Here is a 13,739-nt window from a genome sequence, read left to right as displayed (position 1 = left end):
ACTCCTGGACCGCCGGCGCGCGCCGGAGACCCTGACGCTTCAGGTTCCTTCCGCCTGCGCTGCCGGTTCAGTCAGGCCCTAGCGGAACAACTGCGAAAAGATGCCGCTCTTCTGCTCCGCCGTGACCACCGACCAAGACGTCAGATGCGCCAGCAGGTTGACCTGCCGTGCGCTCAGGTGGGTACCGGTGGTGTTGAAGTTCGGGAAGCTGGAGGACTCCTTCTCCCAGGCAATCAAGGCTTGCATGAGCCAATGGCCGTCGAATTGCGCTTCCCACTCCCCGCTGCCGTTCAAATACACCCACACGACGGTGACCGGAACAGACCGCGCCTGCACACCGAACCAGGGGTTCTCCACCACATCCAGACGCTGCTGGAAGATGGCCGGGCCGTTCGGTGATGAGGCCTTGCCGACCGCCTGCTGGATACCCGTCAGGAAACCGGCGAAGTCACTTGACTTGAACACCTGGTTCTTTGAGAACTGCGGATTCGCTTGCGGGCCTGCGTCCTGATAGGGCACATAGCCCCATTGGTCCTTGGAGCCTGTGCTGCTGTAGGGCATGAATCCGAACAGCGGGGGGATCTGATCGTCCACCTTGATCTGGGTGCCAGGCAGCCAGCCGCCTGAGCCATCCGGAATGCCGTAGTCCGCCACGGCCAGGGCAGTCATGGAATTGACGCACGCAATGACGCGCTGGATGTCGCTGTAGGCCAGCATGCTCGCCACACCGGTGTTCTCCAGGCTGCCGCCATCCGCATAGCGGTTCACGGCCAGGTTGGCGGCGGGGCTAGCGACCGGCCACGAATCATAGGCAGGGATCAGGTCGTCCAGCGACGACAACGCCTGCAACGCCGCTTCGAGGTCGGGGTGGCCATTGGCCAGGAGCCTGGCCTGGGCCTGATGTCGAGCAGGCAGGTGTTGATCGATCCACTGATGCAGATGCGGATTGCGCAGGGCCAGATCCGTGTGGAACTTGGTTCGATCGTTCTGCCATTCCTTGATCTTTTCATGGACGTAGAAGGCGAACGCAGCGCTGCTGCAACCCATGATGTCGGTCAAGGACCACGGACGTTTCTGCCCCACCAACGCCTGGTTGTTGCGGCTGCCCAGGAAAATGGAGTTCACCGCGAAGGTCTCAATGCCACCACCACCCACCGGGAGCTCGTTGGCATCCGTGGCATCGGGGTGCCCCACCACGCCGCCAAAGAATCCGGTCGCCTGCACGGGAATCAAGGGCGCATCGGCCGCCGCGCTCGGGTTCTGGAGCATGCCCATGTTGCAGATCAGGAACGGCCGCTGGGTTCGTCCAGCCCCGGATGCAAACGTGTAGGTGGTGGTGTTGGCCAATGCTGGATTGTTTTCCCGGATTCGCGCCAGCGACGCTTCATTCGCCGTGAAGGTGTCGTTCGGCGCGTAGTTCTCGCCACTGGAGGCCAGTTGTTGAGGGTGAAGAATGTGGCTGGCAATCACCACCTGCCACAGGAGGTTGGCGGGCAGGGGATTGGCGGGATCCTCCCAGCGGGACAGGGCATAAAGCTCCAGCGCCGTGAGTGCGATGCCCTCGACCGAGAACATCTCCGAGGTCATGGCATAGCCCGCATTGCCCGGTGCGATGTCGCCAAGATCGATGGGATTCAGGGCGGACTGGTTGGCGTTGTAAACCCCCAGGAAATCGCGGTCACTGGTGCCGTCGGCGGGCAGGAACGCGTAGGGCACGCCTAGCCAGGAACCACCGGAGACACAGGAGAGGGCCGTTACCTGGGACAGGAGGCTTGCCCCGTTGAGCTGAAGATGGGAGAGGGCCCGCAGCTGTCCCATGGCCGCGCAGCAGGCCCGCGAACCGCCTCCGGACAGGCAGAGGCCCACGCCCGGCCTGGGGGTGTCGCTGGGTATGAATTGGCCCACTGACAGGGGCGGGGTGGGGGTGATGGCGGCTGTGGCGGTGTAGGTGCTCGTCATGTCGACCTCAGTGGATACGCGCCCCCCAATATCCCGGCGTTTTGACTGCCATGGAATCGGAAAAATGCTGAACTTGTCGCCTGTCTTGCTGTCCAGGGCCCATGGATGGGGGAGATGAAGGCTCGCTTACACTCCGCATCCGCCGACGGTGCCCTTTGAAGGGGCGGTCGGCGTCTTTCAGTCGAAGGTGCTTGACCGCTGGCCGGTCGGGTTAAACGGGAAACAGGTGCGCACGCTGTAGTGCAATGCCTGTGCTGCCCCCGCAACGGTCGGCGGTTGAAAGCGTCCTCAGATCGGTGTCCATCACCGGTAGCCACTGGGCCTCACGGCCTGGGAAGGTCAGGGCGCAGGGTCTGATTGCCTGGGTGCAACGGACTCAAGCCGCGAGCCCGGATACCGGCCTGCGACTGCTCCGGATGCTGCGGGGTGCGGCGCGCCGTCGAGGCTGCGCGCCCCATGCGCAGCCCGGGTCGCGCTCATTTCTCAGCATCAGCACCGACACGCCTGCGGGGACGCAGGTGGAAGGAATGATGAGAATGACGAGACTGAAGACACTGCCACGGATCTCCCCGTGGGCTCACGCTGCGAAAGCCCCTCATGGCGTGCGCATTCGCCCCAGCGTGCTGGCCGGCCTGCTCCTCACCAGCGCCTGTGCCTGGGCCGAGCCCGAAGCGGACAGCCCGGCGACCTCCAGCGCCGACACAACGGTGCAGAAACGCCTGGAGACGGTGCAAATCCAGGGGCGCCACTACGACAACGGCATCGGCAGCTCCGATGCGGCCTCCCAGGGGACCATCCGCGCTGAATTGCTCAAAAGCCGGCCCGCGCTGCGGCCGGGGGAAATTCTGGAGTTCGTGCCTGGGCTGATGGTGACCCAGCACAGCGGAGACGGCAAAGCCAACCAGTACTTTCTGCGCGGTTTCAATCTGGATCACGGCACCGACTTCGCCACCACGGTGAATGGCGTGCCGGTCAACATCCCCAGCCATGCGCATGGGCAGGGATATTCCGATCTGAACTTCCTGATTCCCGAACTGGTGGATCACATCGACTATCGGAAAGGCCCGTATTTCGCGCCCAATGGTGACTTCGCAGCGGCCGGGTCGGCGGACATCGTCTATCAACAGCGGATGGAGGCTCCCATGGTTTCGCTGGCCGGCGGGGAGGGGGGCTATCGAAGGGGCCTGGCGGCAGGCTCCGCTGACCTGGGGGCGGGTGTCCAGTGGCTGGGGGCGGTGGAGCTGATGCGCAATGACGGCCCCTGGACACTCGCGGAAGACCTGAATCGGCGCAACCTCGTGCTGAGTCTGTCCCGCCGTGCAGGGCTTGATCGCTGGAGCGTCAGCCTGATGGACTATCACGCGGACTGGCGCTCGACCGACCAGGTGCCGCAGCGCCTTATCGATGCCGGCACCTGGCAGGGGCGTCCGTTTGGCCGGTTTGATGCTGTCGACCCGAGTGATGGAGGTCGCACGCGGCGGACCAGCCTGTCGGCGGAGTGGGTGCACGATGAAGAGGGCCAACGCAGCCAGGTGGCGGTTTACGCCATGGACTATGAACTGGCCCTGTTCTCCAACTTCACCTACGCGCTGGAGCGGCCCGAGACCGGCGATCAGTCTTCCCAGCAGGATGACCGCCAGGTGTATGGGCTGCGGGCCAGCCATGCTGTGGACCACACGCTGGGCCACTGGCCAGCCCGGACCGAAGTGGGGCTGCAGGTGCGCCAGGACCGCGCCCGGGTGGGCCTGTTCCAGACCGAGGAGCGTGTGGTCACCGAAGTCACCCGCGAAGACCGGATCCGCGAGACGCTTGTGGGCCTCTACGGACAGACGAGCCTGGAGCTGTCGCCCTGGGCCCGCATGGTGGTGGGGGTCCGGGCGGACCAGGGGCGGTTCCGGGTGACCCCGATCGCCGGTGACGCCGCTGCTGGTGACGCCGCTGCTGGTGACGCCGCTGCTGGTGACGCCGCTGCTGGTAGTGCGCGCCAGACGCTGGCCTCTCCGAAATTCTCACTGGTGCTGGGGCCCTGGGCTCGCACCGAGGTCTTTCTGAACGCGGGGCGCGGATTCCATAGCAACGATGCCCGCGGCGTGACGGCGGCTGTGGATCCCGCACCGGGACTGGTGAAAGCCCGGGGCTATGAACTGGGGCTGCGCAGCGAATGGTGGCCGGGCTTGCAAAGCTCCCTGGCGCTGTGGAAGCTCGACTTCGATTCAGAGCTTGTCTATGTGGGGGACGCAGGCGCGACCGAGGCCAATCGCCCCAGCCGGCGACGGGGGATTGAATGGAACAACCGTTATGTGCCGGTGCCCTGGCTGTTGATTGACGCGGACTTCGCCTGGACGCATGCCCGTTTTGCCGATGCCGACCCTGCCGGCAATCGCATCCCGAATGCGGTCGATCAGGTGGCCACTCTGGGATTCACCCTGAGCGAGTTGGGCCCCTGGTCCACCAGCTTGAACTGGCGCTATCTTGGCAGCGCCGCGCTGGTGGAGGACAACAGCGTACGCTCCCACTCGTCACTGACGACCAATCTGCGTGTCAGCCGACGCTTTGGCCCCAAGACGGAGGTGTCGCTGGACGTGTTCAACCTGATGGATCGGAAGGTCAACGACATCGAATACTTCTATGAGTCTCGACTGCCGGGGGAAGCGGCGCCGGTGGCGGATCGGCATGTGCATCCGGCTGAGCCGCGCACGCTGCGGCTGACCCTGCGCCGCAGCTTCTGACTCACGCCGTGTACGGACGCACCGGCCCGGGCACGCTCAAGCAGCCTGCCTGGGCGGGCTCCACAAGCGCAGTACCTTCTGCAGTGCGAAAGCCCCTGCGGCGGCCAGCAACAGCGCAACCAGCCACGTGAGAGACGTGCTGCCAGCAGAGTCGTCTGCAGCCGATGTGTCGGTGCCACTGCTCAACAGATAGACGCTGGTGTTGAGCGCGGCGTGTAATGCCATGCAGGGCAGCAAAGAACGGCCCCGTTCATACAGCAGCCCCAGCAGCAGGCCGAGGAAGAAGGCCAGACAGAATTGATAGATGTTGAGGTGGGCCACGCCAAAGAAAAGGGCGGAGTAACCAATGGCCCGAGCGCGTGGATAGAGCTGGAGAAAGCCGCGCAGCAGCACACCCCGGAAGAACATCTCTTCCACCACCGGCGCCACCACACAGACCGCCAGGGCCATGGGCAGGGATTGGAAGTTCATGGCGCTGAACGTGGCCACTTCATAGGCAGACAGCGGCAGCAGGGACTGCAATGCGCTGATCAGCGTGGTGTCCAACAGCAGGATCAGCGGGGTGAGCAGGAGTACCGGCGGCACCACAAGCACCAGCGTGGGCAGCCACGGTGTGCCGCCCGGCTGGATCAGGTCGCGAAAGGCACAGCCCTGAAGGTGCATGGCCACGGAAATGACAATGCCGTTGCCCAGCACCGTCACCAGCACCGACATCTGCTCACCCGTAAGACCCAGGCTGTTGCGGGCGTCGTAGAACGCTGCACTGAGCAGATATTCCAAGACCAGGGTGGCCAGCAACAGCAGGGCGGCTTGCAGGGCGGTAGGGAACGGTGATCGATTGTTGTGCATGGGCGCTCTCAGGGCAGCTTCTCTCTGTGGGTCCGCGCTAGGGCGGCGGCAGAAGATAGCAGACCTGATGCGGCCAGCCGTGAGGTGCTGTGCATACGTCGGCTGCCCGGCGCCGGGATCCGGGATCCGGGATCCGGGATCCGCGGGATCCGGGCGGGCACGCGTCACCCAGCGCATGACCTCATGCGTAAAGCTGATTTGGCGGGCTGGAGGCGTCCCTTTAGCCTCTCACGATCCCCAACGCCGGAGCATCGAATGTCCCAGCCCGACTCGTCCACGCCAGTGTCCTCCTGGCGTTTCGAAACCCTCTCCATCCACGGTGGTTATTCCCCCGACCCCACGACCAAAGCCGTGGCCGTGCCCATCTACCAGACGGTGGCGTACGCCTTTGACAGCGCCCAGCATGGCGCCGATCTGTTCGATCTGAAGGTGCCGGGCAACATCTACAGCCGCATCATGAACCCCACCAATGACGTGCTGGAGAAACGGCTCGCGGCATTGGAAGGCGGCATTGGCGCGCTGGCCGTGGCGTCCGGGCAGGCGGCGGTGACCTATGCCATCCTGACCATCACCGAGGCCGGGGACAACATCGTCGCTTCCAGCGCCTTGTACGGCGGGACCTACAACCTGCTCGCCCACACGCTGCCGCAATATGGCGTGAAGGCGCGCTTTGCGGATTACCGGCAGCCCGAATCGTTCGGGGCGCTCATTGACGAGCACACCAAGGCCATCTTTGTGGAATCGCTGGGCAATCCGCAGGGCAATGTCACCGACATCGAGCGTATTGCCCAGATTGCGCATGCGCATGGCGTGCCGCTGATTGTGGACAACACCGTGCCGTCCCCCTACCTGAGCCGGCCCATCGAACATGGCGCGGACATCGTGGTGCATTCCCTCACCAAGTATCTGGGCGGCCATGGCACCAGCATCGGCGGGGCCATCGTGGATTCCGGCCGCTTTCCCTGGGCGCAGCACAAGGAACGCTTCAAGCGGCTGAATGAGCCGGACCCCAGCTATCACGGGGTGGTCTACACCGAGGCGCTTGGCCCTGCTGCCTACATCGGTCGGGCGCGCGTGGTGCCGCTGAGAAACACCGGTGCGGCGTTGTCACCGTTCAACGCCTTCCTGATTCTGCAGGGGATCGAGACCCTGGCGTTGCGTCTGGATCGCATCAGTGACAACGCGCTGGCGCTGGCCCGGCATCTGCAGCGCCATGCGCAGGTGAGCTGGGTCAACTATGCAGGCTTGGAGGACCATCCCGACCATGGGCTGGTCCGCAAGTACCTGTCGGGCAAGGCGTCCGGCATTGTCACGTTCGGCCTGAAAGGCCCGCAGGGGGAAGGGCGCGAGCGCGGCGCACGCTTCCTGGATGCCCTGCAGTTGTTCACCCGCCTGGTCAATATCGGCGACGTCCGTTCGCTGGCCACGCATCCCGCCTCGACCACACACCGGCAACTCTCGCCCACTGAACTGGACAAGGCCGGGGTCTCGGAAGACACGATTCGGCTGTCGGTCGGCATCGAGCACATCGATGACCTGGTGGCTGATCTCGATCAGGCGCTGGCGGCTGCGGCGTCTTGAGGTAGACGAGGCGCCATCAGCGCCTGCCGAGCGGCGGCGCTGAAGTGGGGCACAGGGTCAACGCAAGCGCAGCGCCTGTGCCCAGGCGCTCACTTCTGCGCGGTGAAGAGTGACAAGGCCGCTGCGCCCGCCAGCGCGCCCAACGGCCCCCCCACCACACCGCCGAAGATGCCCCCCGACAGGTCGGCCGCCGCAATCGGCACGGCCGAACGGGACGCACTGTCCTGACCAATGCTCAGGAACAGATGCATCATCGCGCTGGCGGACCGGCGCTCGGCGTTGTGCTGCTCGGTCGTCAGGCGGTCAATCAGGACCGGCGTGGTGGTGTCGGGCGCACCCAGCAGTTCAAAGATCTGCCGGATGGTCCGGTACTCGGCATGGTCAATCTGGCCGCTGTCCCGCAGCTTGATCAGCGCGCTGTCCAGCAGTTGCTGGCGGTCCTTCGTGCTGCCGTCAATCCAAGGCTGGAGCGCCGTCAGCAACTGGCCGTGAAGCGGTCCGGCCTTGTGGGCCAGGGCCAGATCGGACGTGGTGGATGCATGGGCGGTGAATGTCATGGCAAACCTCTTTCGTGGGATGGCGTGATCAACAAGAGCGTGCTTAGCTCTCCGCGTCTCGACGCTGAGGTCGTGTTGGCCTTGGCGGTCGGGGCGTGAGTTCAATGTTCCACACGGCCCCCGCCGCCGTCCTTAAGCGGTCCAAAGAATTCAAAAACCTGCAAGGCAAGGCGGCCGGCGGGTGCGGAAGTTCGATGTCGTACCGTGTCCGTCAGACGCGACCCTGGAGGCGCCGATGTCCGGCTTCGTCTTTGATGCCTGCGAGCTGAACCCTGAATTGCGCCAGTTGCTGATCGGTGGGGTGCCCGTGCCCTTAGGGTCCCGCGCGTTCGACGTGCTGTTGGCGCTGGTGGAGCGGGCCGGGCAATTGGTGACCAAGGAGGCCTTGTTGAACCTGGTCTGGCCGGGCGTGGTGGTGGAGGAAGCCAATGTGCAGGTGCAGATTTCGACGCTGCGCAAGCTGCTCGGGCCCCAGGTCATTGCCACGATTCCGGGCCGGGGATACCGCTTCACCGCCCGGCTGCATACGCCGCAGGCGGATGGGCCGCCTCTTCCCGAGCCTCGGACACCCTTTATTGGTCGTGTGGCCGCCCTGGCCCGTTGCGCTGATCTGTTGAGGCGGAACCGGCTGCTGACGCTCACCGGCATCGGTGGCTGCGGCAAGACACGCCTGGCGCTGGAATTGGCGCATCAGCAGGCGGAGCACTACCCTGGCGGCACCTGGTTTGTGGACCTGGCACCGGTGGCCGACGGCCTGGGCGTGGTGCCTGCCGTCGCGGTGGCGCTGGACGTGCGGGAAGACCCCGGCGTGCCCACCGTAGACCGAGTGGCGGCACATCTGGGCCACCGGCGGGTCCTGATGGTGCTGGACAACTGTGAGCATGTTCTGGCGGCGGTCGCGGCGCTGGGTGACGGCCTGCTGACCCGCTGCCCGGGCCTGACGCTGCTGGCGACCAGCCGGGTGGTGCTGCATGTCGACGGCGAGCAGGTCTTTCCCGTCCAAGCGCTGACGCTGCCGGCCAGCGCGGCGGCGGACGCGCTTTCGGCATCCGAGGCGGTACAACTGTTCCTGAGCCGAGCCGTGCTGGCGTGTCCCGATCTGGACCTGCCGGCGTCACAGCTGCCGGCGGTCGGCGCGCTGTGCCACCGGCTGGAAGGCCTGCCGCTGGCCATCGAGTTGGCCGCCGCACGTGCGGGTGTTCTGTCCGTGTCCGAGATCGAGGCGGGGCTGGGCGACCGCTTCCGGTTTCTCACCGCCACGGGCCGCGCCCCGTCCCGCCACCAGACGCTGGAGGCAGCCCTTCAGTGGAGTTATGCCAATCTGACGGACACCGAGCAGCGTGCCTTTTGCGGCCTGTCCGTCTTTGCCGGTGGCTGGACGCTGGCCTCCGCCGCCGCCGTGTGCGGCTTGCATGACGCCATGGCTGCACTGGAGCTGCTGGTGAGCCTCAATGACAAGTCCCTGCTGGTGGTGGACCGTCGACCGCCCGAGACCCGTTACGGCATGCTGGAGACGGTTCGGGAATTTGCGCAGGCGCGCTTGGAAGAAAGCGGGGAAGGGCCGCTGGCACGGCAGAACCACCTGTGGTGGGTGATGGGCCTGGTGGAGCAGGCCGCCCCAGCGCTGCAAGGTCCGGCGCAGGGCGAATGGATGGCCCGGCTGCGTCGAGAGCAGGAGAACATCGTGGCGGCGCAACTCGCTTGCCTGCAGCAGGCAGAGCGTGGTGGCGGCGAAGCGCTCACCTTGGCGGCGCAGTTGTCCCGCTACTGGCTCAATTCAGCCCAACTGGAGCGCGGTTACCGTTTTGCCACGGATGCCTTGGCGCACGCGGGGGCGTCCGCTGCGCCCCTGCAGCATTGCCGCGCCCTGGGGGCGGTGGGCACGATTGCTTTCCGCATGGGTCGCTACGACGAGAGCCTGGAGGCCGCGTCCCGCAGCCTGGCCATGGCCCGAGACCTGGGCGATGCCGGAGAAGTGGCTGCCGCCCTGATGTTGCGGACCAAAGGCCTGCATGCCCTCGGGCAGGACCATCTGGCGCTGCCGTGTGCCGCCGAGAGCTGCGAAGCCGCACGCGCGCTGGGCATGACCACCCGGCTGAGCGCGGCGCTGAACAATCTCGGCGAGATCCATCGCGGGCTGGGCCATGTGGAGGCCGCCCAGGCCTGTTATGAAGAGGCCGTCGACATCACGCGGCAGTTGGGCTACGCCGGTGGCACCTTTGTGTCGCTGTGCAATCTGGTGCGCCTGTCCATTTCGACCGCGCGTCTGGACAGTGCCGCTGCATGGCTGCTGGAGGGCGTGGCGCTGTGGGAGTCGGCCGGCATGAAGGCCATGGCCAAAGACCTGCTGGAATGCAGCGCGGGCCTGGCGGCCTGTCGGGGGGAGGCGGGCACCGCAGCCCGGTTCGTTGGCGCGGCACAAGCCCGGCTGGAGGAATCCGGCATCCGGCGGGAGCGGGTGGATGAGGACTTCCTCGCCCCGCTGATGGCCAATGCCCGCCGGCAACTGGGAGCCATGGCGTTTGGTCAGGAGGAAGCCGCCGGCAAGGCAACGGGCTTTCAGATGTCGATGGAAGAGGTCAAGGTCTGGCTGCAGGGATGCCGAGACCCGCATCGGCGGCCCCCAGACCTTCCGGGTTTTCCCGTGTCACCGGATTGAAGCGCATCCTCCAATCTGCGGAAGCGCAGTGCGGGGACTCCTGCAATTCTGGGCATTCAACGTCACGTCGGCCAAGCTTCAATCCACACGGTCCCCCAAGGCCGGATGCTGCGCGGCAATCTCGGGTCCACGGAGGATGCACCATGCTGGTTGGAATGGTCGCGGCCTGGCAGACCCGGGTGGCACGATTGATGCGTTTTCGAGTGACCCGTCGCGCGGGCGCAGTGCTGGCCACTGGCGCGCTGATGGCCGCGCTTGCAGCGTTGACAAGCTGGCCCGGACCGGCCCCGGCTTCCACGACCGCACCTGTGCCCAAGGCGGCGCCTTCCGCCGCGAGCGCGCCCGCCCACGGATCGGCCTCCGCCCCTGACGGACGCAGCGCCCACCCGTCACTGGAAGAACTCCGGGCGCGTTATCCGGCCGCTGGCCTCACGCCGCGCTCCCAGCCCGGGTGGGAGAAGCTGTCCGACCGCATCGAGGCCGCAGCCCCCGGTGACGAGGCCGCAAGTGGCAGCCGCAGCCCCAACGGGTCCACGCTCTACCACCGCATCAAGATGTGCTTTCCCACCGAGATGCGCAACCTGTTCAGCGAGGTGGACCAGGTGGTGGGGCCGGATGGCAAGCTGCGGCCGATTGATTATTTCGACGGCCAGGCAGTGCCCGACGCGGCGCGCCAGGCCATCCGCGGCCAGAACACCTGGATGCTGTGGGGCGAGGGCAATGATGCGTTCTGGGGCTGGCTGCAGGAGAACGGCTATGGCATTGCGGACTTTCTCATCCTGATCGACTCCCGCCAGCGCGCGGCCCGTTTCAAGGAAGCCGGCCTGATCAACCAGCCCGGCATGCGCGCGCAGACCGACCCCGCCCGACGGGTCCTCGGGCTCTATCTGGACCAGCCCGACGGCGACAAGATCAAGCTGCAGCAGCCGGCCACCGACATCGACGCAAAGACCGGCAAGCTGGCGGAAGTGGTCAAGCCGCCGGCCAGTCACAAGGGCGCGGCCTACACCGAGTTCTTCCGCATCGGCGACCAGAAGCTTTATGACGAGACCATCAAGCAGATGCCCAATGACGGCATCGACCCGCTGGTCTACGGTTACCCGTCCGGCGTGGTCGGGCTGCGGCTGATGCTCAACCCCGATTTCTTCGGAGATTCCAAGGCGGCGGAACAGGCCCGTGCCTACTGGAACGAACGGGTGCTGAAGAGCCCGACCCAGGACGCCTACTACACCGACGACCGCATCCGGGCCGATCCCAAGCTGGTGCGCCCGTTCCGCATCAGCATGGCCTGCGCCTTCTGCCATGTGGGGCCGCATCCGCTGAACCCGCCCGCCGACCCGGCGAATCCGGGTTGGGCCAACATGTCCAGCACCATCGGCTCCCAGTACTGGACACCGGACAAAGCCTTCTCCAACCTCAAGACGCCCAGCAGCTTCCTCTGGCAGTTCGTGGCCAGCCAGCAGCCGGGCACGATTGACACGTCACTGGTCAGCACCGACCACATCAACAACGCCAACACCATCACCGCGATATTCGAGTTGAACCCGCGTCTGGGCCGGGCCAAGCTGAATCCACCGGAGTTGCAGAGCGCCTCCAACCTGCGGCAACGCGGCATCGAGGACGCGCCCAATGTCCTCACCAACCCGCGCCATACACCCCGCGTGCTGCTGGACGGCGCAGACAGCATCGGGGTGGAGGGCGCGTTGTCTCGGGTGTATCTCAACATCGGCGCCTATTCCGAGCAGTGGCGCCACCTGCACAACCCGGTGATCGGCTTCAAGCCCCAGCGGCCCTTCGAGCTGGCCACCATCCAGGACAAGTCGGTCTACTGGCAGGCCACCGAGGCGTTTCGCATCCCGCAGCTGGAGTCGTTTTTCACCTATGTCTCGCCGACGGGCGTGACCTCCACCCAGGCCATGAAACTGGCCGCAACGGCGGACGGGCAGGCGCGGCTGGCCGTCCATACGGCTGCGGTGGCGCCAGGGCGGCAAGTCTTCCTCCAGCACTGTGCAGTCTGCCATTCCAGCAAGCAGCCGGACCAGCAGCAGTGGCGCTTTTCAAGGGACTGGCGCCGGTCGGCCATGAGTGATCCGGCCGCCGTATTGACCTTGCCGATGGACTACGCCGAATGGGATGACTTCCAGGCCAGCCCGGCCTACCAGGCCTATGTGAAGCGCCTGGAGGCGTACGTCTCCGCCGAGCAGTCGAAGGGCTTGGACTTCCTGAAGGACAACTATCTCTCCAACGACATCCGCGTGCCCATCACGCTGGTGGGCACCAATTCCGGCCGCTCGGTCGCCACCAACGGCATGAAGGGGCAGGTATGGGACAACTTCTCCTCCGAGACGTACAAGGCGCTGCCCGCCGTGGGCGAGCTGCGTTTCTACAACCCGTTGCTCGTGTCGGAGAAGGGGGTGGACCGCTGGGGCAACAATGACAGCTACGCGCCACCCGCCGGCGGCCCTGGTTATTACCGACCCGCTTCGCTGGTGAGCCTCTGGACCAGCGCGCCGCTGCTCCACAACAACGCACTGGGGCTCTACAACGGGGATCCGTCGGTCAAAGGGCGGCTCGCCGCCTTCGACGATGCCGTCGACAAGCTGCTCTGGCCGGAACGGCGGGCCGTCGGCAGCGGCCGGCCCGGCGACCTGCGCAAGCGCCTTCCCGCGCTGGCGCATGAGCCGGGTTTCATCTACCGGACCACCGAGCGCTCCTGGATCGACTTCCGTGCCCCCTTCATCCGTCCGCTGATTGAAGGGGTGGCGGGCAAGGGCCTCACGGCCTTCCTGTCCGGATGGCTGTGGTGGCTGGCAGCACTCCTGGCCATCGTGCTGGTGTTGGTGGGAAGGGCCAAGCTCGCAGGTTTCGCGCTCACGGTGTTTGCAGCCTTGACGGCGGCCCTGCTGCGGGCGACGGGTATCGACACCATCCTGCCCTGGCTGTGGGTGATTCCGCTGGTGGCCTTGGCCGCTGGGGTGTGGTTCCTGGTCCGGCAACATGCCCATACAGCGGCGCGGATCGTGTTTGCCCTCAGCGCCTTGGTGTTCCTGGGTATTGGCAATGTCGCCAGCGCCTTTGTGGACGGCCGCTTGACGGACATTCGGCTTGGGCCGATTCCGATGGGGACACCGGTCAACCTGCTGATGAACATCAATCCGGAGGCGCCTGCGCTGGATCTGTTCCATGCTGTGTCCGGGCTGGTGCGCGGGATGCTGCGTGTGCAGGTGGAAGGGCTGTCCGACGACCGGGGCGAGGCGCTGGAGGCTTTCCTGAGCGAAGCCGGCAAGCCCTTGCTCCGGGCGAGCAAGTGCCCCGACCTGGTTCTGGACCGTGGCCACTGGTTCGCGCAGAGTCTCAGCGATGATGAGAAGCGCCAGTTGAAGGCCTTCCTGGAGACGCTGTGAC

7 protein-coding genes and 1 riboswitch are annotated in these 13,739 nt (G+C 65.8%); of the genes, 4 read left to right on the top strand and 3 right to left on the bottom strand.

The features are described from left to right. Positions 1–78: 78 nt before the first annotated feature. Positions 79–1,959: a hypothetical protein gene (locus OU995_RS19210; protein ID WP_267831641.1), complete on the bottom strand. Its 1,881-nt coding sequence runs from the start codon at positions 1,957–1,959 to the stop codon at positions 79–81. 168 nt (positions 1,960–2,127) lie between these two features. Beyond that, positions 2,128–2,379: riboswitch (cobalamin riboswitch) on the top strand. A gap of 116 nt (positions 2,380–2,495) precedes the next feature. On the opposite strand from OU995_RS19210, the gene OU995_RS19205 reads away from it, so the two are divergent. After that, positions 2,496–4,688, top strand: a complete 2,193-nt coding sequence (locus OU995_RS19205) for a TonB-dependent receptor (protein WP_267831640.1) — start codon at positions 2,496–2,498, stop codon at positions 4,686–4,688. 36 nt (positions 4,689–4,724) lie between these two features. On the opposite strand, the gene OU995_RS19200 is transcribed toward OU995_RS19205, so the two are convergent. Then, positions 4,725–5,537, bottom strand: a complete 813-nt coding sequence (locus OU995_RS19200; protein ID WP_267831639.1) for a CPBP family intramembrane glutamic endopeptidase — start codon at positions 5,535–5,537, stop codon at positions 4,725–4,727. Positions 5,538–5,792: 255 nt separating this feature from the next. Between OU995_RS19200 and OU995_RS19195 the strand changes: the two genes are divergently transcribed. Next, complete coding sequence (locus tag OU995_RS19195; protein WP_267831638.1) at positions 5,793–7,118, top strand: O-acetylhomoserine aminocarboxypropyltransferase/cysteine synthase family protein; 1,326 nt, start codon at positions 5,793–5,795, stop codon at positions 7,116–7,118. 89 nt (positions 7,119–7,207) lie between these two features. On the opposite strand, the gene OU995_RS19190 is transcribed toward OU995_RS19195, so the two are convergent. Beyond that, on the bottom strand, positions 7,208–7,675 hold the full coding sequence (locus OU995_RS19190) for a hypothetical protein (protein WP_267831636.1): 468 nt from the start codon (positions 7,673–7,675) through the stop codon (positions 7,208–7,210). A 235-nt stretch (positions 7,676–7,910) separates the two neighbouring features. On the opposite strand from OU995_RS19190, the gene OU995_RS19185 reads away from it, so the two are divergent. Next, positions 7,911–10,334, top strand: a complete 2,424-nt coding sequence (locus OU995_RS19185; protein ID WP_267831634.1) for an ATP-binding protein — start codon at positions 7,911–7,913, stop codon at positions 10,332–10,334. 143 nt (positions 10,335–10,477) lie between these two features. Continuing rightward, positions 10,478–13,738, top strand: coding sequence for a hypothetical protein (locus OU995_RS19180; RefSeq protein ID WP_267831632.1), 3,261 nt, complete (start codon positions 10,478–10,480; stop codon positions 13,736–13,738). Position 13,739: the final 1 nt, after the last annotated feature.

Origin of the sequence: Roseateles sp. SL47, assembly GCF_026625885.1 — a bacterium.
In the GTDB taxonomy this organism is placed as follows: Bacteria; Pseudomonadota; Gammaproteobacteria; order Burkholderiales; family Burkholderiaceae_C; genus Roseateles.
The sequence above is the reverse complement of the archived record's forward strand: the minus strand, read 5'-3'. Positions and strand labels throughout refer to the sequence as shown.